The following is a 24,034-nucleotide window of genomic DNA, read 5'->3' on the forward strand; positions in this document are numbered from 1 at the left end:
ATTTAGAGATTGCCAAAAAACGTATTTTCGCCTAACATGGTGTTACTTCATTGGGGAGTAGCCGCTGTTCCTAAGAACAGGTGATGATCAACATATTTGCTCTAAAACGAGCATGGTCATCATAGCAAAGAACCAAATGAGCTTCTAAAGAGCTTTCTTTTGTTGGCAAGACCTTTGATTTACCACTCTGCAGATTTTTGGCTAGCAGGAGAGGTGAGTCATTGGTATTTGTTATGCTAGCCAGAGAAAGACATCATGTATGAATTCCTCCTCTCCACAGCCATCGTGGCTTTAGCTGAAATGGGCGATAAGACCCAACTGCTTGCATTGTTACTTGCTGCACGTTTCCGTAAACCCGTCCCAATTCTATTGGCTATTTTGCTGGCAACCATTATTAACCATGGCGTCTCTGCCGTTTTAGGTCAATGGATCACCACAGTTTTAAGTCCTGATGCGCTGATCTGGATTCTCTCGATTGGTTTCATTGCTATGGCGGGTTGGATGTTGATTCCTGATCAGTTGGATGATGAGTCAGGCAGCATTAAGAAATGGCAGAAACTAGGGGTATTTGGCGCAACGTTTGTGTTGTTCTTCTTGGCCGAAATTGGAGATAAAACCCAAATTGCGACAGTGGCTTTAGCGGCACGTTTTGACAGTATAGTTTGGGTGATGTTGGGTACGACTTTAGGGATGATGTTGGCCAATGCACCGGCGGTCTTTATTGGTGATAAGTTGGCGACCAAGTTACCAATTGCTTTAATTCATAAAATTGGTGCGGCTATTTTCTTGGCCATTGGTGTTGCGACACTTGTACAGCATTATTTCTTCTAATTCACCGTAAAAAACAGGAATCCCGACTTAAAAAATCGGGATTTTTTATTGAAAAATTATCTTCAATCTATTGATATATCAAATGATATTGGTCGCGAAAGCATTGTAAATTTGTGTAAATCCATATATGTTGTAGGTATTAAAAAGTCTTTTAAGAAAAACAGCATTTTGAGGGGATGGGTATGGCATTTGACCGCACAACGTCACAGGTTTTATATGATGATGGCACACATAAGTGTATTAGCTTTACCAGCTTGGTCAAAGGCGAGGGTGTACAGGCAAATCAGTTTTTAATTATTGACCATGAGCGTGCAGCGGTCTTAGATCCCGGTGGTGATTTAACTTATGTACCGTTGACCATGGAGTTGAATAAATATACCCGTTTGACCAATCTTGATTTTGTGATGGCCTCACATCAAGACCCTGACATTATTACCTCAATGCCGCGTTGGTTGGTCTATACCGAAGCGAAAGTGGTGGCTTCTAAACTTTGGGCACGCTTTTTACCTCACTTGAACTCTGCCTTTATGAGTGAGCGGATGAAAGGCAACTGGTTGGACAGATTGGTGGAATTACCTGATCACGGTCAAGTGATTACGTTGGGACAATCCTCCATTATTGCTGTGCCTGCCCATTTTCTACATTCGGTAGGCAATTTTCAGTTTTATGACCCAATTGCCAAGATTCTATTTTCAGGCGATATGGGGGCATCGATGGTGGATGATGCCTCAAAACCTTTGGAAAACTTTGCTGCGCATATTCCTAAAATGAAAGGGTTTCATCAGCGCTATATGTGCAATAACAAAGTGATTCGTTTATGGGTCAATATGGTCCGCACCATGGATGTCGAAATGATTGTGCCGCAGCATGGTACACCGTTTATTGGGCAAGAGCAGATTCATCAATTTTTAGATTGGATTGAGACTTTGGAGTGCGGTACAGACTTGATGGATGAGAGTGTTTTTACCTGTCCAACTTAAGTGACAAAATAGTCGTAAATTTTGCTTGTTTGGCAACCACAATTTTTTTAATATTTTCTTCCAAAAAAAGTTTTTGAAAATGAGAATATAAAGGATGTTGTCTCAAGTTCCAACGGAAGATGCCTGTTTAAGCTGCGGGGCATGTTGTGCCTTTTTTAGAGTCTCATTTTACTGGGCTGAAGGCATCTCCATGCCTGAACATTACACAGAGCCAGTGACGGCTGTGTATTCATGTATGGCTGGAACCAATCAAGCCAGCCCACGCTGTATCGCACTGCAAGGTACCATTGGTGAACACGTGAGTTGTGGGATGTATGAACAGCGTAGCTCTTCATGTAAAGAAGTTCAAATTGCTGATGATCAATGCAACAAAGCGCGACGTGCGCACAATATGATTCCATTTGTGCAATTGGAAGCGAGCATTCCTGCCAACGATGAAGGTTTTGATCAAGTGTGTTAATCGGTAAAAGCAGAGTCAAGGCTCTGCTTTTTTAGTTTTAGAAAACAAATCGAATTCATCTTAAAACAAGAAATAAAAAATAAAGGTGGAAATGAGGGTCTCAAATAAAATATGGGTTTTATCACTTTATTTTGGCTTTGTTGCACAAAGATTTCATAACTATATGATTTTAAAAGTTTTGATTATTTTTTGATCCAAAATTAAATCTATTTAAATCAGATGCTTACATATTTATGCAACAAAGCCCTTTATTTTCTAAAATAAAAAATAAATTTTCAATTGAAATGAAATTTAAGTTCATATTTGTTTATAATAGCGCACGGAAATTACCAGTGAGACTGCCATGTTGACCATCGTTCAAGACGCGTTAACTTTTGATGATGTCCTATTACTCCCTGCCTATTCTACTGTTCTCCCAAAAGATGTCTCATTAAAGACACGATTCACGCGCGGCATTAATTTAAATATCCCCCTTGTTTCAGCAGCAATGGATACGGTGACTGAATCACGTATGGCGATTGCGATGGCGCAAAACGGTGGTATTGGTATTTTGCACAAGAACATGGATATTGCTGCACAAGCTGCAGAAGTCCGTCGTGTGAAAAAATTTGAAGCAGGAATGGTTAAAGATCCAATTACTGTGACACCTGAAACTACAGTGCGCGAATTGATCTCGATTACTCAAGCCAACAACATCAGCGGTGTGCCTGTTGTGAAAGATGGCAAAGTGGTCGGTATTGTCACAGGTCGCGATACACGCTTTGAAACGAACCTTGAGCAACCTGTAAGCAACATCATGACTGGTCAAGACTGCCTTGTGACTGTTCGTGAAGGTGAGTCGAAAGAAAATATTCAAGCTTTACTGCAAAAGCATCGCATTGAAAAAGTTTTGGTTGTTGGTGAACATAACGAACTCAAAGGTTTAATTACAGTCACTGACTTCCGTAAAGCGGAAAGCTATCCAAGCAGCTGTAAAGATGACCTTGGTCGCTTACGCGTAGGTGCTGCAGTCGGTACAGGTGTAGAAACACCAAGCCGTGTAGAGGCTTTGGTTGAAGCGGGTGTTGATGCAATTGTCGTGGATACGGCGCATGGTCACTCTGCGGGTGTGATCGAGCGTGTACGTTGGGTGAAAGCGAATTACCCACAGGTCCAAGTGATTGGCGGTAACATTGCAACTGGTGATGCCGCATTGGCACTCCTTGATGCAGGTGCAGATGCGGTCAAAGTCGGTATCGGCCCAGGTTCAATTTGTACCACGCGTATTGTGGCGGGTATTGGTATGCCGCAGATTTCTGCGATTGACAGTGTGGCTAATGCACTGAAAGATCAAATTCCATTGATCGCCGATGGTGGTATTCGTTTCTCTGGCGATATGGCGAAAGCGATTGGCGCGGGTGCGAGTACGATTATGGTTGGTTCACTCCTTGCCGGGACTGAAGAAGCGCCAGGTGAAGTGGAATTCTTTCAAGGTCGTTACTATAAAGCGTATCGTGGTATGGGGTCATTGGGCGCGATGGCAGGAGCAACAGGTTCTGCGGATCGTTATTTCCAAGACTCTAAAGCAGGTGCTGAGAAACTTGTTCCTGAAGGGATCGAAGGTCGTGTGCCATACAAAGGGCCAATGGGTAACATTGTGCACCAAATGATGGGCGGTTTACGTTCTTCTATGGGTTATACGGGTTCATCTGTGATTGAAGATCTTCGTCAAAATGCGAAGTTTGTGAAAATTACTTCGGCAGGTATGTCTGAGTCACATGTTCATGACGTAACGATTACCAAAGAAGCGCCGAACTATCGCGTGGGCTAATTCAGCTATACCAATTGTTCAAAGTAAAAGCCGTCATTTTTATGACGGCTTTTTCGTTTTGGTGTAAAGTGATGTCAGTAAAAAGTGATGATTTAGATCACCATTAAGAAGTGAGTAAAATATGAGTTATTTTGGTACCGATGGTATTCGCGGTAAGTTTGGCGTCCTCCCTATTACCCCTGAATTTGCCCTTAAGTTAGGCTTTGCCGCAGGGAAAGTTTTAAAACGCCACAGTAAAAAATCAAAACCATTGGTGGTACTCGGTAAAGACACACGTTTATCGGGTTATATTTTAGAGTCAGCATTACAAGCGGGTTTAAACGCAGCAGGGGTTTATGTACATTTACTAGGCCCATTGCCAACCCCAGCGATTGCACATTTGACCCGTGCTTTACATGCAAGTTTGGGCATTGTGATTTCGGCATCACATAATCCTTATTTTGATAATGGGATCAAGTTCTTTTCCAGTGAAGGTAAGAAACTACCAGATGCTATTCAAGAAGAAATTAATCAAGAACTTGAAAAAGAATTAGTGATTGAAGACACGGCAAACTTGGGTAAAAGTGTCCGCGTAAAAGATGCCAATGGGCGTTACATCGAGTTTTGTAAATCCACATTTCCATACCATTTAGACTTGAATGATTTAACCATTGTGGTGGATTGTGCAAATGGTGCTGCATATAACGTGGGTCCATCGGTCTTTCGTGAGCTCGGCGCCAAGGTCATTGCCATTCATAATGAGCCTAACGGTGTAAATATCAATGAGCAATGTGGTTCAACACACCCTGAAAGTTTGCAACAAGCTGTAGTTGAAAATGGTGCAGATTTGGGCATCGCCTTTGATGGGGATGCAGACCGCGTTATTTTGGTGGATAAAGATGGCAAGCTGATTGATGGCGACCATATTTTATATATCTTGGCGACTCAGAGCGCTAAAAAACCTGCTGGAATAGTGGGCACCTTAATGTCAAACATGGCTTTGGAACTAGCTTTGGAAAAAGCGGGTGTAGCGTTATTACGTGCGAATGTGGGTGATCGTTATGTCCTACAAGGTCTAGAAGAAAAAGGCTGGGTCATTGGCGGTGAGCCATCAGGGCATATTTTAACCTTGGATAAAAGTACCACAGGTGATGCCATTATTGCGGCTCTACAAGTCCTTACCGTGATGGTCGAGCAGAAGAAAGCGCTGCATGAATTGATTGCTGACTTTAAGCTTCTACCAAATGTGTTGGTGAATGTGCGTCTAGAGGCGATGTTTGACCCTTATGCTGTGCCTGCTTTGGTGGCTGAATTTGATAAAGCCGAGCAACAACTTAAAGGTCGTGGTCGTTTGTTGATTCGTAAATCAGGTACTGAGCCTGTGATTCGTGTCATGGTGGAAGGGGATGATCTCGATGAAGTCAGCAGTTTAGCAAATGCATTGGCTGATGCTGTACGTGCGAACGCAGCTTAATAAGGAGTGAAGAAATGAGTGATTTAATTAAAGATCTCAGCGAGCTTCGTTTAAGTTACCAAAAAGGCGAGCTGCGTGAAGATCGAGTAGAGGCCAATCCACATGCTCAGTTCTTGCTTTGGTTTAATCATGCCCTAGAAGCACAACTGCACGAACCCTATGCCATGTCATTGGCGACAGCGAGTGCACAGGGTCGTCCGCATGTACGAACGGTATTGCTACGTGGTGCAACCGAAGCAGGGTATGATTTTTATACGAATTATGACAGCCAAAAAGGCAATGATCTGGCAGAAAACCCATATGCAGAGTTACTGTTCTATTGGCAAGAGCAGGAACGTCAGATTCGCATTGGCGGTAAAGTGGTCAAAATTTCTGAAGCAGAATCGACCGACTACTATCATAAGCGGCCACGAGATAGCCAAATTGCAGCACATATCAGTACACCACAAAGTGGTGTAATTGAAAGTCGTGAGGTCTTGCAACAACGTTTTGAGCAATTGCAGAACCAAGTTGAAGGTAAATCAGAACTGAATAAACCCCTCTTTTGGGGTGGCTACCGTCTTGAGCCTGACTATTATGAGTTTTGGCAAGGGCGTCCGAACCGTTTACATGACCGTTTAAGTTATGAAAAACAGCAAGATGTCTGGATGCTTAAACGTTTGATGCCATAAATGTCAGCCATTGAAATTAAGCAAAGACCCTTTATGACCTGTCCTGAATTATTTCAGGACGTTCCTGCGTTTATTGCAGAAATTTTAGCCCGCCGTGGGGTGGCGTCAACGCAGGAGCTGGAGTTAAAGCTCAAGCATTTACTGGCCCCTAGCATGAAAGGCTTAAATGAAGCAATTCGGTTGATGGATGCTGCAATTGATCAGGAACACAAAATTGTCATTGTGGGTGATTATGATGCAGATGGTGCAACCAGCACCGCTTTAATGATTTTGGCTTTGCGAGAAATGGGGGCGCAGGTAGAGTATCTGGTTCCAGATCGCTTTAAATATGGTTATGGCTTAACGCCTGCGATTGCGGATTTAGCATTTACCAGCTTTACACCTGATTTATTGATTACAGTTGATAATGGTATTTCCAGTCATGACGGCGTGAAACAAGCGCAAGATCATGGTATGCAGGTGATTATTACTGATCACCACTTGACCACCAAACCGACTCCCAGTGCCCAAGCGGTAGTGAATCCGAACCAGTTGGGGTGTGATTTTCCAAGTAAAGCCTTAGCTGGGGTGGGCGTGGCCTTTTATGTTTTAGCTAACTTATCAACCTATCGTAAAAAACTGAATAAGTCTTCGGCAATCATGAGTCAGTATTTGGATTTGGTGGCCTTAGGCACCTATGCCGATGTTGCGAGTCTTGACTATAACAATCGCATCTTGGTCGATGTTGGCCTGAAGCGCATTCAACAGCATTTATGTCGTCCGGGCATCAGCGCTCTACTGGAGATTGCAGGTCGAGAAGCTGCAAGTTTAAAAGCGCAAGATTTGGGGTTTGTACTGGGGCCACGTATTAATGCGGCAGGTCGTATGGAAACCATGGATATCGGGATTGAATGTTTATTGGCACAGGACTTTGCTTCTGCCTATCCATTGGCAGAACAACTTAATCAGTTGAATGTGGAACGTCGTCAGGTTGAAGCGACGATGAAACAAGAGGCCTTAATAGCCTTGGATCAAATTCAACTGGATGATACGGTCTTACCTGCGGCTTTAATTATGTTCGAGCCGCATTGGCATCAAGGTGTGATTGGCATTGTTGCGGGACGCTTAAAAGAACAGTTTCATCGTCCGAGTATTGTGTTTGCTGCAGATGAAGATGGGATACATATCAAAGGTTCTGCCCGCTCGATTGAAGGAATCCATATTCGCGATGCCATTGAGTGCGTTGCTGAGCAATATCCACATTTGGTCAGCCACTTTGGTGGGCATGCTGCGGCAGCGGGTTTAACCATTCAAAAAGTTCATTTTGAAGAGTTTAAGCAGGCCTTTGAAGCACTGATGGCAGCTCAGGATGAAGGTTTATTTACGGCGACTTTATGGACCGATGGTGAGTTAGCAGCAGAAAATATTCAGGTTGAAACGGTTGATCTGCTGCAGCAGATTAGTCCATGGGGGCAAAAGTTTCCAGCACCTATTTTTGAAGGAAATTTTCAAATTTTAGATTTCCGCTGGCTGAAAGAAGTGCATTTAAAATTACGTGTTGCTTTAGACAATGGACAGGTCGTGGATGCCATTGCTTTTAATGCGGCGGACAAATACCAGTTCAATGAGATGAACCATCAAATTCGTTTGGTCTATGAGCTGGATAAAAATGAATTTCGTGGCAATGTCAGCGTACAACTTCGCATTTTGCATTTAGAACAACATTAAAAAAAACCGCTCTATAGAGCGGTTTTTTTAATAGATTTTAGTTGCAATTAGAAGCGGTAAGCACCACGTAAGCCAAATACATTGCCGTCATCGGCAAAGTCAATTGCACCTTCTAGGCTGACTTGTTGCGTGAAGAACTTTTTCGCACGGATGGTAAATTTCTCAGCATCTTTTTCATCGGTATCAGAGAAACCGAGTCCCACACTAAAAGATTTATTTAAGTATAAGTCAGCATCAAGGTTGTAGTAATCGATGTCACCAAAGACTGCACCACCTTCAAAGTTCATGTCATAAGCACCCACTTGAGTGACATATTTGGCACGTAAAGTTGGATCGACATCATCGCCATTATCATTATCGTAGCCAAATAAACCAGCTGCAACCAATAAGCCAGGAACAGGTAGATAACCTACTTCAGCAGAATAAATGGTGGTATCTAGGTCTTCAACACCATCGGCTTCGTGTTTGGTTTGCCCAATATTACCGTTCAGGTAAAAATCAGAGTTTGGAATAAAATACTCAAGTCCAACATTAAAGTCTGTGACTTCGTAATAATCATAATCAATGTATGAAACTTCGCCGTTGAGATTACTTGAGCGATTTAAGAATGCAGCTTCATTCAGTGGACTGTTTTTGACTTGAACAGGGTTGAAGTAGTACGTGCCATCTACGCCAAAACCTATTGAAGTGTCCCCATGATCAGGATCAGCCACAGCAATGGTGCCGCCGATTTCCGCTTGGTAAGCATGTGCAGTCCCGAAGCTTGCGATCAGTGCTGTAGTCAGCGCAATTTTTTTAAGCATTTTAGAGGTTCTCTCTTTGTTATAAAAATATGACTGTTCTATGACAGTTGTAACGAAGTGTACAAAAAAGTAGCAGGGAGTCAATCTTTATTTATAACAATGCTTTATCAGAGTGCAAAAAGCCCATTCGAAAATGGGCTTTGAGTATTCAAGGTTTTCTAATGGGTTTTAGAAACGATATTTAGCAGCTAAACCGAATTTGTTGTAGTCGTTGTTGCCGACTTCACCAAAACCAACACGGCCTTCAAGGCTGACTTGCGGGGTAAAGAATTTACGTGCATTGATACCAAATTCGTTAGTATCACCATAGTCACGGTCTTTACTGTAGTAGTCTACACCTAGGCTTAAGGTTTTATCGATGAAGTAATCTGCTGCAAGATTATATTCGTCTAAATCACCAAAACCTGCGCCTGCTTCTAAGTTAATGACTTTACCATTGCTTAGGGAAGTGACATATTTAGCGCGAAGAGTAGGATCTACACCATCGTCATAATCGTTGTCATAGCCTTTTAGACCCGCAGCAATTAATAAACCAGGTGCTGGTAAATAACCAACTTCAGCGCCATAAACGGTCTCATCAAAATCGCCACCGCGGTCAAATTTCACATCGTCGCGACCAACGTTACCACTTAAATAGAAATCTGAGTTAGGGACAAAGACTTCAGCGCCAATGCCATAACGATGACGTTCATCATCACCGACTTCGTCATACTGATATTTTGCGTTAACGTTACTTGCACGGTCTAAGAATGCTGCCTCTGCAAGTGGCGCGTTACGTGTTTGAACTGGGTTGAAATAGTATGTGCCATCTACGCCAAAAGAGCCGCTTGAACTACCGTTGTCTGGATCAATTAGGCCAGCTGAAGCACCCACCTCTGCTTGGTATGCATGTGCAGTACCTGTGATCGCTAGAGCTGAAAGTAATGCTGAAGCAATTGCTAATTTTTTCATGGTATGTACCCCTCGTAAGTGGAACTGTATTTCATTAATTTTTTGTTACAACTTCAGTCTAGGGCAAAATAAAAAAGCGTCAACCAAAGGAAAGTTAATGCTCTGTATCTAAGGTTACATCGTGTAATTTTTTAAATTTAAATGATTGATAATAAATTATAAATTTATAATGTTTTGTTTTATTAAAATTGTGTAGATTCTGTGGAGTTCATAATTTTTGACGCCATTTTAACCAATTTTAACTCAAAATGTTTAGTCCGTTTGTCTGTTGAGAACACTTCTCAGGTGTGTGTTTTGTGGGATGGTTCGCATTTATATGCAGCTTGATTTTGGATCAAGTGAATACTTTTTTGGAGGCTAAACGATTTTAAGCTCTAGAAAGAAGGGTGTGATTTTGTCGAATTTGAGATGAATAATCCCAGCCGTCGACTGTGATATAATCAGCGGCTATTTTTCGCTTTATATTGATTGAGAGTAATTCACGTGGAAATTAATCCGTATCTAAACCAATTAAAAGACTTAAACGACCGTGGTCTCATATTACGGGGGTATCTTTGACTACGATCTGAAAAAAGAGCGTTTAGAAGAGGTTCTCCGTGAATTAGAAGACCCAGCGATTTGGAATGATCAAAGCCGTGCACAAGCCATGGCCAAAGAAAAAGGCGAACTTGAAAACGTCTTAAACGTGTTAGATGGCTTGGCAACACAGCTTGAAGATGCGCAAGCGATGCTTGATTTGGCAGTCGAAGCAGATGATGAAAGTCTGTTGGCTGATGTCCAAGCTGAATTGACTTCTGCAGAAGAAGAGTTAGCGAAGCTTGAATTCCGCCGTATGTTCAGTAACCCAATGGACCCAAATCCATGTTATGTGGAAATTCAAGCCGGTTCAGGTGGGACAGAAGCACAAGACTGGGCTTCAATGCTACTGCGTATGTATATGCGTTGGATTGAGCGTCATGGCTTTAAAGCTGAATTGATGGAAGAGTCGGATGGTGATGTGGCTGGGATTAAGTCAGCAACGATTCGTGTGGAAGGTGAATATGCCTATGGTTGGTTGCGTACCGAATCGGGCGTGCATCGCTTAGTACGTAAATCGCCATTTGACTCGGGTAACCGCCGTCATACCTCATTCTCTGCGGTGTTTGTCTCGCCAGAAGTCGATGACAATATTGAAATTGATATCAACCCATCTGACGTGCGTACCGATACCTACCGTGCTTCGGGGGCAGGTGGTCAGCACATTAACAAAACAGACTCTGCGGTACGTTTAACCCACGCGCCAACAGGCATTGTGGTGGCGTGTCAGAACCAACGTTCACAACATGCCAACCGTGACCATGCTTGGAAACAGTTACGTGCGAAGTTGTATGAGTTGGAAATGAGCAAACGTAACGAAGCAGCGCAAGCACTTGAAGACTCGAAGTCGGATATTGGTTGGGGCAGTCAGATTCGTTCTTATGTATTGGATGACTCGCGTATTAAAGACTTACGTACGGGTGTTGAAAACTCCAACACAGGTGCAGTACTAGATGGTGACCTTGATAAGTTTATTGAAGCAAGCTTAAAACAAGGTTTGTAATTTAAATGATGAATGAAAGCAAAGTGTTATCAGTTATTTTCCAATATATCTAAAGAAATCGATATTAAAATCGATAAAATGCGATATATTAAGTAAAACAAGCTGACAACGCTTTGCTGCCCATTAAACGTGTCTTGAGTATGGATATAGATTTAATTTTTAAAGCCTTGGCTAATCCAACGCGTCGCCAAATTTTGGAATGGTTAAAAAAACCGGAACAATTTTTATCGAGTGACGAATGTGGTGACTTTAGACGCGGTGTATGTGCAGGTCATATCGAACGGTTGGGAAATGTATCACAATCGACGATGTCGAACCATTTGTCTGTGTTACAGCAGGCTGGTTTAATTCAAGTCGAAAAATATGGGCAATGGTCTTATTTTTCTCGCAATGAAGCGTTGATTCAGCAATATATCGAACATTTGCAACGTTCACTTTAATTGAAAAAAGTGGCGATCGAGGCGACTATGGCTGAACTGAATACTCCTTTAACTTTAGGTGATCTACACTTAAAAAACCGTGTCATTATGGCTCCTTTAACACGAAGTCGTGCAACGGCAGACCGTGTGCCAACAGCCATGATGGCGGAGTATTATGCACAGCGTGCAAGTGCAGGTTTGATCATTTCTGAAGCGACCGTGATTTCTGAAGAAGCCAATGGCTATTTAAATACACCGGGGCTATTTAATGAGGCTCAAGTTGAAGGCTGGAAACAGGTGACTCAAGCTGTACATGACCAAGCGGGCTTAATTGTGGCGCAGTTGTGGCATGTGGGTCGTGTATCGCATCCTGATTTATTGGATGGTGAAACCCCAGTTTCAGCAAGTAGTGTACAACAAAAAGGCTATGTCAGCTTATTGCGTCCGAAACGTGAATATGTGGTGCCTCGTGCATTAGAGATTGCTGAAATTCAGAGCATTGTTGAACAATACAAACAAGCAGCGCTTCATGCCAAAGCTGCAGGCTTTGATGGTGTGGAATTGCATGCGGCCAATGGTTATTTGATTGACCAGTTTTTACAAAGCTCAACTAATCTACGTGAAGATCAATATGGTGGCAGTGTAGAAAACCGCGCGCGTTTGTTACTTGAAGTGGTGGATGTGCTGATTGAAGTCTGGGGTGCAGGTCGTGTTGGGGTGCATTTAGCTCCACGTGGTGATGAGCATGACATGGGCGATAATGATCCACGTGAAACCTTTGGTTATGCGTTAGAACAACTAGGTCAGCGTCAGATTGCATTCTTTTTTACCCGTGAATATTTAGCAGACGACAGTATCAGTACTTACCTGAAACAACGTTCGGGTGGTGTGCCATTGATTGCCAATATGCGTTTAAGCCGTGAAGATGCGATTGATCTGTTGGCATCAGGTCAGGCGGATGCAGTGTCTTGGGGTAAGGATTATATTGCCAATCCAGATCTGTATGAGCGTCTAGTGCAAGATGCACCACTGAATGAACTGAAACTGGAAAACATGATTGGAACAGATGTCGCGGCAGGCTATGTGGACTATCCGACTTTAGCTGAAATGGAAACTGCTGCGGTTTAAATTGCTTTTCCGTTAAATTCGCGACAAGATAACAGCGCAATTCATGGGATAATATGAGTTGCGCTGTTTTATTTTTGCATTGATTTTTGGAGCACGTATTTGGCTACTCCTTTTTGGTATAACGCAGCACTTGCGCTGATCAAACCGCTATATAAGTCTAAAATAAAAAAACGTGCAGAGACTACAGAAAAATTTCAACAAGAATGTCTCGAACGTTTCGGGCCGTTTCAACCCGTTAAAAATCGCCAAGCGATTTGGTTCCATGTGGTGTCGGTGGGTGAAACCAATGCAGCGCAGCCTCTCATCGAGCATTATTTAAAAGCCGGTCATCCAGTCTTGGTGACCAATACCACTAAAACTGGGCAGGCGCGGGCCAAATCCCTATTTTTAAAAGCACCTTATTTAGACCTGTTCCAAGCAGTATATTTACCTGCAGATCAAAAGCCTTTAGTTCGTCAGTTTTTTGCATTGTATCAGCCCAAGCTGTTGGCTTTGGTTGAAACAGAACTGTGGCCGAATTTAATTGCTCAAGCGGGGCAGAGTCAGGTGCCATGTATCTTGATTAATGCCCGTCTTTCTGAAAAATCAGCCAAAGGCTATGCCAAAGTATCTAGCCTGACGCAGCCGATGTTACATGGGCTAGATCAGCTCTTGGCACAAGATCGGGCAACTGCAGAGCGCTTTATTCAGCTCGGTGCAGCGCCATCGGTGACACAGGTCGTGGGGAGTATTAAGTTTGATATTCATGCGCCAGAATCTGCTGTCAAACAAGCAACTCAGCTCAAGCAAGAATGGTCGCTCGCTGGGCGTAAGATCATCACTATTGCCAGTACCCACGCACCCGAAGAACAAAAACTGTTAAGTGCGTTTAAGCCATATTTGGATGTACAGCCTGAACTGTTGTGTATTGTGGTGCCGCGTCACCCAGAGCGTTTTGATGAGGTCTTTGCTGTTGCACAAAGTTTAAATTTAAATACCACTCGCAGAAGTTTAGGACAAAGAATAGAGGCGGATGCCCAAGTCTATTTAGCCGATTCAATGGGGGAGATGTGGTTATGGTATGCCTTATCGAATGCCTGTTTTGTCGGGGGATCACTGAATGAGCCGGGTGGCGGACATAATATTTTAGAGCCGATTGCGTTACATGTGCCGACGGTTTTGGGTAAAAACTATTTTAATTTCCAAACCATTGTCGATGAATTTGTACAAGCCGATGCAGTGAAAGTTGTTGAGGATGCTGAACAAGCTGCCGCGGTGTTGATGACACTGTTAGAGGATGCAGAGCAGGCCAATACACTGAATCAAGCGGCACAAAAGATTATGCAATTGAATACGGGCTCTTTGAAAAAGCATATTCAAGTGATTGATACTTATTTATAGACTATTCACAAAAAATAGGAACGGTGAGGTGGCAGGTATGCCACCGTTAGGCTGTGGTATAGGGATGTACTATCAGCCTAACAAAGAGTTTTGCCTACTTTTGCTCTTTCAAAAGTAGGGTCATGCCTACACAGGGGCTTTAAATTTATATTGTTATTTGTGACTATGAGTGATTAAGCTGCTGAATATCACGAGTTCGCACAGTTTAAAGTAGTTTTTTCAAATTATGAATATCGTTCTCTTAGACCCGCGCCAAACTGAATCTGAAGTCTGGTCCATTAGTGCCAAGCGTCAGCTTGAACATTTACATCGTCATTTAGAGCTTAAAGTCGGTGATACTTTAAGAGTAGGAATACAAAACGGGAAGCGTCATCTTACGCAAGTGGTTGAGGTTTCCGAAACAGTTGTACGCATAAAACCCTTATATGAAGAACCTGTACCAGCCAAACTACCAGTGACTTTAATTGTCGCGATGCCACGCCCTAAAGTTCTGCGTCGTTTGATTATGGATGCGGTGACTTTAGGGGTTGAAAAAATCATTTTGCTGCACAGCTATCGGGTCGATAAAAGTTATTGGCAAACCCCGTTCTTACAACAGTTGGACCAATATGTGACTTTGGGGCTAGAGCAGGCAGGCGATACGGTTGCACCGAAACTTGAAATTTATAAACGCTTTAAGCCTTTTGTTGAAGATCAATTGCCAAGCCTGATTTCAGCCGACTATCCTGCCTATGTGGCACATCCCTATAGCGATGCCAAAATGCCTTTTGCGATTCAGCATCCGTGTACGGTTGTGATCGGGCCGGAAGGAGGATTTATCCCTTACGAAGTTGAATTACTTGTAAAAAACGGCTGCCAAGCGGTGAGCTTAGGCAACCGTATTATTCGGACTGAAACCGTGATCCCTTATGTTTTAGGGCGTTTATTTAGCGGTTGAAGTTTCTGTCGGGTAGCTGTCATTTTTTGCGACGCGAACTTCTTGGACTGGGTAAGGAATAGAAATTCCTTGCTCAGCAAAGGCTTGAACCACATATTCTTGTACTGAACTGATCGAGCCAGATACCGTAGTTTCTGTGGTGTTGACCCACCATTGAACTTTAAGATTTACTGAAAAATCTGCAAGTGCAGCGACGTTCACGCTAAAACCCGGTTGACTTAAAATGGTCGTATCTCGGTCTAAAATGCCTAAAATAATATCTTTGGCTTTTTTGATGTCATCTTCATAACCAATACCGACCAAGAACTCGCAGCGACGACGTGGATAGGCGGTGTTAACGGTGACCGCACTGGTATACACAGTCGCATTCGGAATCACGATACGACGACCATCTGGTGCACGTAAGTAAGTGGCACGAATTTGAATATCTTCAACGTTACCTTCCATACCCGAGACAATGATGTCATCGCCAATCTTAAATGGTTCACCCAGTAAAATCAGGATTCCTGAAAGTAGGTTTTGGAAGATATCTTTAAATGCAAAACCAATGGCAACCGAGCCAATCCCCAAAGCACTCATCAGCTGACCAGGGGTGAAACCCGGAATCGCAATCACCATGGCAATCAGGAAGCCAATAAAGACAATGGCTGAACTGCCGACACGGTTTAGGACAAGGACAAGGTTTTGTTTGGTATAAGAACGATCAGACAGTGCTTTACGAACAAAAAGCTTAAACAGCTTGGAGAGCAAATAAAAAATGACGAAGGTAATCAGCGCAATACAAAAATAAGGCATACGCTCCCAAAAACTATCGACAAATTTGTCGATGGTGGAATAGGCGTCATTATATTTTGCCGTATGTGCAATTACACTTTGCGTGGTTTTTGCTGTCGCGTCATGTAGCATCTCTGACGTACCTTGAGCAACCTCGCTCAAGGTATTGGTTTGTTCTGACACTGGTGCTCCAATCGCTGAGAATTTGGCATATTTTGCCTGAAAATTGTGTGTATTTAATAGAGAAAAGCGTATGAAATTATCGCATTCTGGGTGATTGATAGACGGATAAAAATCTATCGCTGTGTTTTTTAAATGCTTGAGTTTTGGAATGAAGGCGCTGAGTCATGCTCCTATGTATGAAATAGCACAGCCTGAAGTGTAACAATATGCTTTAAAAAGCCTAGCTGGAGCGACTTTACTGAGTTCACATCTGTTCATGTTACGGATTAAACACAGGATCTCATTGAAAGATCACTATAAAATGTGTTTTAAATTGTAGAAATAATATACGACCAAAGCCGTGTTGATCTGTTTAAAAAACAATCGTCATACTGTGGTTATGCAGTCCAATAATAAACCAATAACTGTGGCATGAACTCTCGCGATGAGAGTCAGAATATAAGGAAGTATGATATGAAAGAAGTCTATCCTGTACCTGCTGAATTTGAAAAAACTGCACGCACCAATGAACAAGAATATTTTGAACGCTATCAAAAATCGATAGAACAACCTGATGAATATTGGGCTGAACAAGCTTTGAAACTCGATTGGATCAAGCCTTTTAGCCAAGTTAAAAATACCAGTTATGACAAAGATAATTTTAAAATTGAATGGTTTGCCGATGGGCAGTTAAACCTAAGTGCTAACTGCCTCGATCGCCATTTAAAAGAGCATCCATATAAACCCGCCATTATTTGGGAAGGTGACCATCCCTCACGCCATAAAATCATTTCCTTTGCAGAACTGTATGACGAAGTGTGTCGTTTTGCCAATGTCCTGAAAAAGCATGGGGTGGGGAAAGGCGATCGTGTGGTGCTGTATATGCCAATGATTTCAGAAGCAGCCATTTCAATGTTGGCCTGTGCTCGAATCGGTGCCGTGCATTGTGTGGTGTTTGGTGGCTTTTCACCTGACTCATTGGCGAGCCGAATTGATGACAGTCAAGCCAAAATTGTGATTACCGCAGACTCTGGAATGCGCGGTGGGAAACCGATTCCGCTGAAAGAAAATGTAGACGCAGCATTGAATCTACCCGGGACAGACTCAGTACAGAACGTGATTGTGGTGCACCGTACAGGCAATCCAATCACGCTGAAAGAAGAGCGTGATTTGTGGTATCACATGGAGATCATGACCGTCAACGAGATTTGTCCACCTGAACCGATGAATGCCGAAGATCCCCTATTTATTTTATATACCTCAGGTTCAACGGGTAAGCCCAAAGGGGTGCTGCATACCACAGGCGGTTATTTAACTTATGTGAATAGTACCTTCCGTGAAGTGTTCGACTTAAAACAAGATGATGTTTTTTGGTGTACCGCCGATGTGGGCTGGATTACAGGGCACTCTTATGTGCTGTATGGCCCCTTGTCGAATGGAACCACAACGGTGATGTTTGAAGGAATCCCACAGTATCCAAGTTGGGCACGTACAGGGCATATTGTCGACAAACACAATGTGACGATTTTATACACGGCACCGACAGCGATCCGCGCCATGATGCGTGAAGGGGATGCCTTTGTCCGTGAGAGTGATCGTAGCAGTTTGCGTTTAATTGGTTCCGTCGGAGAGCCGATCAACCCTGAAGCATGGAATTGGTACTACACAGTGGTGGGGGAAAGCCGTTGCCCAGTGGTGGATACTTGGTGGCAAACTGAAACAGGCGGGATTTTAATTTCTCCACTTCCGGGTGCGACACCACTTAAACCAGGGTCTGCAACGCGTCCTTTATTTGGGATTCAACCCGCTTTGGTTGATGCTGAAGGCAAAGAGTTAGAAGGAGAAGCTGAAGGCAATCTGGTGATTAAGGATTCATGGCCGGGGCAAATGCGAACCATTTGGGGGGATCCTAAGCGGTTTATCGAAGCGTATTTTGCAACTTATCCGGGAACGTATTTCACGGGCGATGGCGCACGCCGTGATAAAGATGGTTACTACTGGATTACAGGACGGGTGGATGATGTACTGAATGTGTCAGGGCACCGTTTAGGCACGGCTGAAGTGGAAAGTGCTTTGGTGGCACATGAGGCGGTTGCTGAGGCTGCCGTAGTAGGAATGCCACATGAGATCAAAGGGCAGGGAATTTGTTCTTTTGTCACTTTACAAGCAGGCACAGCGCAAACGGAAGAGCTCCGTGCAGAGCTGATTCAGTGGGTAAGAAAGGTGTTGGGTCCTGTGGCAACACCAGATGCCTTACATTGGGCACCGTCTTTACCTAAAACACGTTCAGGCAAAATCATGCGCCGTATTTTAAGAAAAATTGCGGCGAACGAGTTAGATAGTTTGGGCGATACATCGACGCTGGCTGAACCGCAAGTGGTCGAAGTGTTGATTAAAGAAGTATATCCAAACGGATAAATGTTGGCTGAAGCCAAAAAGCCCATGTCTTAAATTTCAGACATGGGTTTTGTCTTTGTAGACGAACAGCTATTCAAGTATTTAGTTTTTATGTTTGGAGAATTTATAGCCTTGATCGCAAAAAGCAGTTACGACCACAAATAAACCTGCTAGCGCTAAAATTAGAATCACGCCTGTCGTGGAATGGGTTGGTGAAGCGGCTACCAATGACAAGGCACCTAAAGGTGCTAAGCCCCCTGCAATTGCTGTTCCAATTTCGCGGCCTGTACTTACACCAGTAGAACGGTTTTCCACGGCAAACTGACGACTGAGGAAAGATCCCTGTGGTGCAAACATCATTGGAGCAAGAATACCTGTTCCAATTGCTAAAGCGATGTAGATTGAAGTGTTGTCACCTGTTTCCAGTAATTTCATAAAGGGATAGGCAAACAGGATTGATAGAAAACCACCCAAGATCAGAACATTTCTACTGTTCCATTTGTCACACAACCAACCGAAGAATGGTACAGTGAAGATGGCAACCAAACTTGCAATGGTCACGGATAATGAAGTGACATGTGCCGTAACGCCTTGGAATTGAGTTAAATAAGCCAAAGAAAAGGTTTTAAAGATATAGCTCAAGGCGTTATAGCCAATTGCAATCAGAAAGACCACGCTTAGACCTTTCATATTGGTTTTTAAGATCTGTTTAAATGGGTTTTCAGTCGATTTTTCGACGTGTGCTTCAGAATAATCAGGCGTTTCAGGCAAACTCTTACGTACCCATAAACCAATAATCACCAGCACAAAACTGAGAATAAATGGAATACGCCAGCCACCATTAATTAAGAACTCATCACCATTTAAGGTTAATAAAAAGACTGTAAGTGAAGAGAGCAGGAGACCTAAGTTTAGACCCAGAGCAGGCCATGCACCTTGACTACCGCGTTTATCTTCAGAGGCATGTTCATACGAGGTAATTGCAGCACCCGCAAATTCAGCCCCTGCACCGAGGCCCTGAATAATACGGAAGGTCACCAACAACACTGCTGCCCAGATACCGATAGATTCATAGGTTGGAATAAGGCCAATAGCTGTAGTGCACAGTCCCATCAATAAGAAGGTGACAAACAGCATCTTCTTGCGCCCATATTTATCGCCAAAATAGCCAAAGAACAGCCCCCCTAGAGGGCGTGCGATAAAGCCAATCGCGAAAGTCGCAAAGGCTTTCAGACTGGCACTACCTGGGTCTGAAGTGTCAAAAAACACTTTAGCAAAGACAATCGAGGCCATGGTGGCATACAGATAGAAGTCATACCACTCTAACATGGAGCCGACAATGGTTGCGGTTGCTACTTTTTTGAGTCGCTTCTTTTTTTCTAATTCTGTTTCATGAGTATTGCTCATTTGATATTCCTTTATGAGAGTCAGTTTTTTATTAGTGGTGAGACATGACTTCGCGCACAATATATTCGGCAATCGCTAAAGATGAGGTCGCGCCCGGAGACGGGGCATTACGAATATGGGTGATATTGCCTTGTTTGCGAATGACAAAGTCATCGACCAATGAGCCATCAGCTTCCATAGCTTGAGCTCGAATGCCACGTGTTGCAGGTTCAACAGAGACGTCAGCAAGAGATGGCACATATTTGGCTGCTTCTGCGACAAAATTGGTTTGGCTGAGCACCGTTCTCAGCTCTCGTACCGCTGCGGGCATGTTTTTAGAGGAGAATTTCCAAAAACCTTTGTAAGTGAGGAAGTCGTAAATATCGGTGAGGTTAAATTTATTACCGGTATAGTTTTCACGGCCAAACGAAATAAACGCATTTGGTCCAATGGTCATCTGACCATCAATTCGTTTGGTGAAATGTACCCCTAAAAATGGATATTTAGGATCGGGTACAGGATAAATCAGACCTTTGACATGATTTTTGAATTGTTCATCAATCACATAGTATTGACCAAAGAATGGGACAATTTTTGGCGTGGCAATATCGCCTGAATTGCTCGCAAGTCGGTCAGACTGTAAACCTGCACAGGTTACGACGTAGTCAAACTGAGTTGGATAGACCTCATGATCGTCAAAATGTACACTGACTTTATTATTTTTTTCCGTCAAATTAATGACTTTTCGACCCAATACCAATGTGCCATTTTTCTGTTTAATTTCTTCTGCAATTTTTTTCGCAATTGCACCATAGCTGACAATTGCGGTACGTGGGGAATAGAGGGCTTTGGTCCCAATACAATTCGGTTCCACGTCTTGAATTTCGCCAGCTTGAAGAATACGGACATCAGGAACTTGGTTGGCCATTGCTTTTTTGTAGATTGCGTCGAGACGACCTTCTTCATCTTTAGAGAGTGCAACCACGACTTTGCCACATTCATCATAGGGAATTTGGTTTTCAGTACAGTATTGTTGAACCAGTGTCGCACCACGACGGCATAAGCGGGCTTTTAAGCCCCCTGGTTCATAATATAGCCCAGCATGTACTACACCTGAATTATGGCTAGATTGATGCATGGCAACATCAGTTTCTTTTTCAAATACCGTGACACGGGCATCTGGATAGTCCAACAGAAGTTGGCGGGCAACAGCCAATCCATTGATTCCCCCCCCGATGATGGCATAATGTTTATTCAGCATATTGATTCCCTTTGTAAAACCTCATGAAACTGATCCAAAAACCAAAAACATTAACTGAAGAAGCTTTTGAAATTTTGCAGGATGCAATTATCAATAATCACTTACAGTTCAATGTCTTGTACTCAGCAACAGAATTGGGTCAGATGCTTGGCGGCATTTCACGCACACCTGTGCGTGAAGCAGCACAAATGCTTGAAAAGATTGGTATTGTGAAAATTGAGAAAAATAAAGGGATACGTATTATTCCGACAACATTCACCACAATGATTGAATCCTTTCAAATCCGATTGATGCTGGAGGTTCCTCTGGTCTACCGTGCAACTAAGGTCAGAACAGAGCAAGATATTGAACATTTGAATGCTATTTTTGAGGAGTTCAAACTGAAGGCGGCCTCAAATGACATTACAGGGACTTTAAAAGCTGACCGGGATTATCATTTAGCGTTGTTACAAATCGTGGGCAATCAGAAAGCGATTGATATTATTAGCAATACCCGTAACCAAGTGTTAATCGCGGGTTCTGCAACCATTCCGCATTCGCGAAATTGTATGCAGACCTTTGATGACCATTTAAAGTTACATCATGCATTTGTGAGTGGAGATGCTCAACAAGCCGCTAACTTGATGAAAGATCACATAATAAATACCGCAACGCTACTGATAAACCAAGAATCGGAAAAACGTGAAAACTGGTCAGATTACAGTACCAATGACTATCTCAACTGGATCTAAAACTGATGGTAGCATGTTGCATGCAACATGTAAATTTTGAACAATCATTCCTGTGCGGAAATTTTATACGACTTTAGTCGTGGTTTTTGGCAGCGATTATTGATGTGAAATATGAGGCTCAACCCTTAGAGATTTGAACTGAGGAGGATCGAAAGGGCGCATGTGCATTGGTAAGCTGATTGATAATTAATATTTTTTAAAATACGCAAAAACGCCTGAGTCAGGCGTTTTTGTACAGCAATAATGTCAAAAATAAATCTAGCTTATCGCTGATGGATGCTTTCTAAGGTATCCACCATCGTCCGTGTCATCTGATCAATTTCATAATTGACGGCATCGCCGACTTGTACCGATGGCCACGTGGTCAGACGCAAAGTTTCAGGAATCAAATCAACTGAAATTTCATGGCTGTTACGATCAACACGGTTGACGGTGAGGCTACAACCATTCAGACCAATAAAACCTTTTAAGAAAAAGTATTTAATATTGCCCTCGGGAATGTGAAGATCCACATGCAGAGTCTCGCCGTGACGGCTCAGCTGCTTTACTGTAGCCGTTCCTTCGATATGTCCATACAAGTTGTGTCCCCCATTTTCCATCCCGACTTTGGCTGAACGTTCGATATTCACCTCATCACCTGCCTGTAAAGTGCCTAAAGTGGTCAGGCGTCGAGTCAAATCCGAAACATCAAAATGGACTTGATTGGCGGTCAGATCGATGTGTGTTGCAGTTAAGCAGGTACCATTGATGGCTACACTTGCACCGATAAAGACATCGTGAAAAAAGTTGTGTGTATTTGAAACCACAAGGGTGCTAAAACCGTCGCCTTGACGGACATCTAGAATTTTTTCTAAGCCTTGTACGATACCTGTGTACATTAGAAGCCTTCCTTCATTTGGGGTTTATGTTTAATGTAAATGATCTACACCTTGATGTGGCATTATTTTGAGTTGAGATGTGCTAAAGCTGTATCTTTGATTGGGTTTCGACGCCAATAATAGGGTTGCAAAAATCGGAGTAACAGACGTAAGGGCGTCATCCATACGATGCGAGTATGGCGATGTTTATTCTCTAAAATACGTTGAGCCAAATAGCGACAGACCACTTCGGGAGGATCGATAATAAACAAAAAAAGCCGTTTCATTTTGTTCCAGTGCTGAACATTGCCATTTTGCCAAGAGGATACCAGTAGGTCGGTTGCCACCATTCCGGGACTGAGCGTACCGACTTGAATGTTGGTCTGTTTGGTTTCTTTAAACAGTGCTTGACTAAAGTAACCTACGGCACGTTTGGTGGTGGCATAGGTAGTCATGCCTGCACTCCATTCACCCCGAGTACCCCAACCTTCCATATTGAAAATTTGACCATAGCCTTGTGCCAGCATGCCGTTTAAGGCTACTTGTGAGCCGAACATACTGCCTAGAATATTGGTTTGAACCACAGTCTGTATGTCTGCTGCTGCGAGATCTTTAAAGTCTAGTGTCGCTGTACAACTGCCTGCATTATTAATCCAAATCTGAACAGCACCAAAGTGTTGAATGGCTTCATCCCAAAGTGTTTGTACTTCATGGATCTGCGTGACATCACAAGTGACGGCATGAATCAGCGCAGCAGGAAAGCGATGCTGTAGCTGTTGCAGGGCGCTGTGCAAATCTGTGCTGTTTCGCCCAGAAATCACGACAGCTTGTTGTTGTTCCAAGAAGGCTTGAGCTAAACCCAAGCCGATACCTTTAGAACTGCCTGTAATGACGATGCAACCTGATTTTGAATTCATATGGATCCTTTACTTTATGAACTAAAGGACGTCGCTTTTTGTCTGTGAAGCATGCAATAACAAATGGATAGACTGATCATTGCAAGGTTCATGACCACAGGATTAAAAGCACGAATGAGACTGCCTGGTATTAGAAAAGCGACCAGTGCGAATAAAAACACCAAGCTAAAGATACTGAGGTAATGCAAATATTTACTTGAATTAAAGAGGAACAATAAAGCAAAAACACACTCAAGCACACCTGAGCCCTGACCTGCCAGTTGGGCCTGTGTGTAGGAAAGCCCAAAAGTTTGCCAAATGGCAATCTCATCGGGATTGATAAAAAGGATTTTAGGAATTAGACCTTGATAGCCCCATAAAAAGGCCAAAGAGAGATTAATGAATTTGGAAGGTTGGCTGTTGTTCATATCAAGTGGTTATTTTTTACTTTGTGTGGATTA

At 43.0% G+C, this 24,034-nt stretch carries 22 protein-coding genes and 1 riboswitch; of the genes, 14 read left to right on the forward strand and 8 right to left on the reverse strand.

Going from position 1 to position 24,034, the window contains the following annotated elements:
• Positions 1-30 precede the first annotated feature (30 nt).
• Positions 31-180, forward strand: a riboswitch (yybP-ykoY riboswitch).
• Positions 181-255: 75 nt separating this feature from the next.
• The 7 genes from ACY3FQ_RS00550 to recJ all read left to right on the forward strand — a co-directional run bounded on the left by ACY3FQ_RS00550 (position 256) and on the right by recJ (position 7,912).
• Positions 256-831 carry a TMEM165/GDT1 family protein gene (locus tag ACY3FQ_RS00550; RefSeq protein ID WP_489773507.1) on the forward strand — a complete coding sequence of 192 codons (576 nt, stop codon included), beginning with the start codon at positions 256-258 and terminating at the stop codon, positions 829-831.
• 182 nt (positions 832-1,013) lie between these two features.
• A complete protein-coding gene (locus ACY3FQ_RS00555) occupies positions 1,014-1,811 on the forward strand; it encodes an oxygen-binding di-iron domain-containing protein (RefSeq protein WP_004691719.1) in 798 nt (265 codons plus the stop codon).
• Between the two features lie 94 nt (positions 1,812-1,905).
• On the forward strand, positions 1,906-2,271 hold the full coding sequence (locus tag ACY3FQ_RS00560; protein ID WP_063454398.1) for a YkgJ family cysteine cluster protein: 366 nt from the start codon (positions 1,906-1,908) through the stop codon (positions 2,269-2,271).
• Positions 2,272-2,614: 343 nt separating this feature from the next.
• Positions 2,615-4,081: an IMP dehydrogenase gene (gene guaB, locus ACY3FQ_RS00565; protein WP_489773508.1), complete on the forward strand. Its 1,467-nt coding sequence runs from the start codon at positions 2,615-2,617 to the stop codon at positions 4,079-4,081.
• A 121-nt stretch (positions 4,082-4,202) separates the two neighbouring features.
• Positions 4,203-5,534 (forward strand): phosphoglucosamine mutase, encoded by a 1,332-nt coding sequence (glmM, locus tag ACY3FQ_RS00570; RefSeq protein ID WP_058951539.1) that lies wholly within the window; start codon positions 4,203-4,205, stop codon positions 5,532-5,534.
• 14 nt (positions 5,535-5,548) lie between these two features.
• Positions 5,549-6,205: a pyridoxamine 5'-phosphate oxidase gene (pdxH, locus tag ACY3FQ_RS00575; RefSeq protein WP_262469752.1), complete on the forward strand. Its 657-nt coding sequence runs from the start codon at positions 5,549-5,551 to the stop codon at positions 6,203-6,205.
• On the forward strand, positions 6,206-7,912 hold the full coding sequence (gene recJ / locus ACY3FQ_RS00580; protein WP_489773509.1) for a single-stranded-DNA-specific exonuclease RecJ: 1,707 nt from the start codon (positions 6,206-6,208) through the stop codon (positions 7,910-7,912).
• Positions 7,913-7,959: 47 nt separating this feature from the next.
• On the opposite strand, the gene ACY3FQ_RS00585 is transcribed toward recJ, so the two are convergent.
• Both ACY3FQ_RS00585 and ACY3FQ_RS00590 read right to left on the reverse strand, forming a co-directional pair.
• Positions 7,960-8,715 carry a putative porin gene (locus ACY3FQ_RS00585; RefSeq protein WP_489773510.1) on the reverse strand — a complete coding sequence of 252 codons (756 nt, stop codon included), beginning with the start codon at positions 8,713-8,715 and terminating at the stop codon, positions 7,960-7,962.
• 168 nt (positions 8,716-8,883) lie between these two features.
• Positions 8,884-9,666 carry a putative porin gene (locus tag ACY3FQ_RS00590; protein WP_489773511.1) on the reverse strand — a complete coding sequence of 261 codons (783 nt, stop codon included), beginning with the start codon at positions 9,664-9,666 and terminating at the stop codon, positions 8,884-8,886.
• Positions 9,667-10,149: 483 nt separating this feature from the next.
• Between ACY3FQ_RS00590 and prfB the strand changes: the two genes are divergently transcribed.
• The 5 genes from prfB to ACY3FQ_RS00615 all read left to right on the forward strand — a co-directional run bounded on the left by prfB (position 10,150) and on the right by ACY3FQ_RS00615 (position 15,109).
• Positions 10,150-11,245, forward strand: a protein-coding gene (gene prfB, locus ACY3FQ_RS00595) for a peptide chain release factor 2 (protein WP_278345163.1) whose coding sequence is annotated in 2 segments (ribosomal slippage) — positions 10,150-10,221 and positions 10,223-11,245 — 1,095 coding nt in all. Because the reading frame shifts where the segments join, the coding sequence is not laid out codon by codon here.
• A gap of 140 nt (positions 11,246-11,385) precedes the next feature.
• Positions 11,386-11,685 (forward strand): ArsR/SmtB family transcription factor, encoded by a 300-nt coding sequence (locus tag ACY3FQ_RS00600; RefSeq protein WP_004691709.1) that lies wholly within the window; start codon positions 11,386-11,388, stop codon positions 11,683-11,685.
• A 27-nt stretch (positions 11,686-11,712) separates the two neighbouring features.
• A complete protein-coding gene (locus ACY3FQ_RS00605; RefSeq protein ID WP_278345164.1) occupies positions 11,713-12,792 on the forward strand; it encodes an alkene reductase in 1,080 nt (359 codons plus the stop codon).
• Between the two features lie 99 nt (positions 12,793-12,891).
• The gene (locus tag ACY3FQ_RS00610; RefSeq protein ID WP_278345165.1) at positions 12,892-14,172 is read left to right on the forward strand and encodes a 3-deoxy-D-manno-octulosonic acid transferase; all 1,281 of its coding nucleotides are present in this window, start codon (positions 12,892-12,894) and stop codon (positions 14,170-14,172) included.
• A 226-nt stretch (positions 14,173-14,398) separates the two neighbouring features.
• Positions 14,399-15,109 (forward strand): 16S rRNA (uracil(1498)-N(3))-methyltransferase, encoded by a 711-nt coding sequence (locus tag ACY3FQ_RS00615; protein WP_151836435.1) that lies wholly within the window; start codon positions 14,399-14,401, stop codon positions 15,107-15,109.
• On the opposite strand, the gene ACY3FQ_RS00620 is transcribed toward ACY3FQ_RS00615, so the two are convergent.
• Positions 15,095-16,066, reverse strand: coding sequence for a mechanosensitive ion channel family protein (locus ACY3FQ_RS00620; protein WP_058870491.1), 972 nt, complete (start codon positions 16,064-16,066; stop codon positions 15,095-15,097). The genes ACY3FQ_RS00615 and ACY3FQ_RS00620 overlap by 15 nt on opposite strands.
• A 453-nt stretch (positions 16,067-16,519) precedes the next feature.
• Here ACY3FQ_RS00620 and acs point away from each other — a divergent pair, with 453 nt between their 5' ends.
• On the forward strand, positions 16,520-18,463 hold the full coding sequence (gene acs / locus ACY3FQ_RS00625; protein WP_489773512.1) for an acetate--CoA ligase: 1,944 nt from the start codon (positions 16,520-16,522) through the stop codon (positions 18,461-18,463).
• 81 nt (positions 18,464-18,544) lie between these two features.
• On the opposite strand, the gene ACY3FQ_RS00630 is transcribed toward acs, so the two are convergent.
• Positions 18,545-19,849 carry an MFS transporter gene (locus ACY3FQ_RS00630; protein WP_159152725.1) on the reverse strand — a complete coding sequence of 435 codons (1,305 nt, stop codon included), beginning with the start codon at positions 19,847-19,849 and terminating at the stop codon, positions 18,545-18,547.
• Between the two features lie 31 nt (positions 19,850-19,880).
• Positions 19,881-21,089: an L-2-hydroxyglutarate oxidase gene (gene lhgO, locus ACY3FQ_RS00635; protein ID WP_159152724.1), complete on the reverse strand. Its 1,209-nt coding sequence runs from the start codon at positions 21,087-21,089 to the stop codon at positions 19,881-19,883.
• A 23-nt stretch (positions 21,090-21,112) separates the two neighbouring features.
• Between lhgO and ACY3FQ_RS00640 the strand changes: the two genes are divergently transcribed.
• Positions 21,113-21,820 (forward strand): GntR family transcriptional regulator, encoded by a 708-nt coding sequence (locus tag ACY3FQ_RS00640; RefSeq protein WP_159152723.1) that lies wholly within the window; start codon positions 21,113-21,115, stop codon positions 21,818-21,820.
• A gap of 263 nt (positions 21,821-22,083) precedes the next feature.
• Here ACY3FQ_RS00640 and ACY3FQ_RS00645 read toward each other — a convergent pair whose 3' ends face one another.
• The 3 genes from ACY3FQ_RS00645 to ACY3FQ_RS00655 all read right to left on the reverse strand — a co-directional run bounded on the left by ACY3FQ_RS00645 (position 22,084) and on the right by ACY3FQ_RS00655 (position 24,001).
• Positions 22,084-22,698: a riboflavin synthase subunit alpha gene (locus ACY3FQ_RS00645; RefSeq protein ID WP_159152722.1), complete on the reverse strand. Its 615-nt coding sequence runs from the start codon at positions 22,696-22,698 to the stop codon at positions 22,084-22,086.
• A 62-nt stretch (positions 22,699-22,760) separates the two neighbouring features.
• On the reverse strand, positions 22,761-23,594 hold the full coding sequence (locus ACY3FQ_RS00650) for an SDR family NAD(P)-dependent oxidoreductase (protein WP_159152721.1): 834 nt from the start codon (positions 23,592-23,594) through the stop codon (positions 22,761-22,763).
• Between the two features lie 14 nt (positions 23,595-23,608).
• Positions 23,609-24,001 (reverse strand): DoxX-like family protein, encoded by a 393-nt coding sequence (locus ACY3FQ_RS00655; RefSeq protein WP_159152720.1) that lies wholly within the window; start codon positions 23,999-24,001, stop codon positions 23,609-23,611.
• Positions 24,002-24,034 lie beyond the last annotated feature (33 nt).

It is taken from the genome of Acinetobacter sp. AB03 (genome assembly GCF_058107045.1).

Bases quoted from the DNA above. Each gene is read 5' to 3' on its own strand.
- ACY3FQ_RS00550 (WP_489773507.1), top strand. From the start codon at position 256: ATGTATGAATTCCTCCTCTCCACAGCCATCGTGGCTTTAGCTGAAATG.
- ACY3FQ_RS00555 (WP_004691719.1), top strand. From the start codon at position 1,014: ATGGCATTTGACCGCACAACGTCACAGGTTTTATATGATGATGGCACA.
- ACY3FQ_RS00560 (WP_063454398.1), top strand. From the start codon at position 1,906: ATGTTGTCTCAAGTTCCAACGGAAGATGCCTGTTTAAGCTGCGGGGCA.
- guaB (WP_489773508.1), top strand. From the start codon at position 2,615: ATGTTGACCATCGTTCAAGACGCGTTAACTTTTGATGATGTCCTATTA.
- glmM (WP_058951539.1), top strand. From the start codon at position 4,203: ATGAGTTATTTTGGTACCGATGGTATTCGCGGTAAGTTTGGCGTCCTC.
- pdxH (WP_262469752.1), top strand. From the start codon at position 5,549: ATGAGTGATTTAATTAAAGATCTCAGCGAGCTTCGTTTAAGTTACCAA.
- recJ (WP_489773509.1), top strand. From the start codon at position 6,206: ATGTCAGCCATTGAAATTAAGCAAAGACCCTTTATGACCTGTCCTGAA.
- ACY3FQ_RS00585 (WP_489773510.1), bottom strand. From the start codon at position 8,715: ATGCTTAAAAAAATTGCGCTGACTACAGCACTGATCGCAAGCTTCGGG.
- ACY3FQ_RS00590 (WP_489773511.1), bottom strand. From the start codon at position 9,666: ATGAAAAAATTAGCAATTGCTTCAGCATTACTTTCAGCTCTAGCGATC.
- ACY3FQ_RS00600 (WP_004691709.1), top strand. From the start codon at position 11,386: ATGGATATAGATTTAATTTTTAAAGCCTTGGCTAATCCAACGCGTCGC.
- ACY3FQ_RS00605 (WP_278345164.1), top strand. From the start codon at position 11,713: ATGGCTGAACTGAATACTCCTTTAACTTTAGGTGATCTACACTTAAAA.
- ACY3FQ_RS00615 (WP_151836435.1), top strand. From the start codon at position 14,399: ATGAATATCGTTCTCTTAGACCCGCGCCAAACTGAATCTGAAGTCTGG.
- acs (WP_489773512.1), top strand. From the start codon at position 16,520: ATGAAAGAAGTCTATCCTGTACCTGCTGAATTTGAAAAAACTGCACGC.
- ACY3FQ_RS00630 (WP_159152725.1), bottom strand. From the start codon at position 19,849: ATGAGCAATACTCATGAAACAGAATTAGAAAAAAAGAAGCGACTCAAA.
- lhgO (WP_159152724.1), bottom strand. From the start codon at position 21,089: ATGCTGAATAAACATTATGCCATCATCGGGGGGGGAATCAATGGATTG.
- ACY3FQ_RS00640 (WP_159152723.1), top strand. From the start codon at position 21,113: ATGAAACTGATCCAAAAACCAAAAACATTAACTGAAGAAGCTTTTGAA.
- ACY3FQ_RS00645 (WP_159152722.1), bottom strand. From the start codon at position 22,698: ATGTACACAGGTATCGTACAAGGCTTAGAAAAAATTCTAGATGTCCGT.
- ACY3FQ_RS00650 (WP_159152721.1), bottom strand. From the start codon at position 23,594: ATGAATTCAAAATCAGGTTGCATCGTCATTACAGGCAGTTCTAAAGGT.
- ACY3FQ_RS00655 (WP_159152720.1), bottom strand. From the start codon at position 24,001: ATGAACAACAGCCAACCTTCCAAATTCATTAATCTCTCTTTGGCCTTT.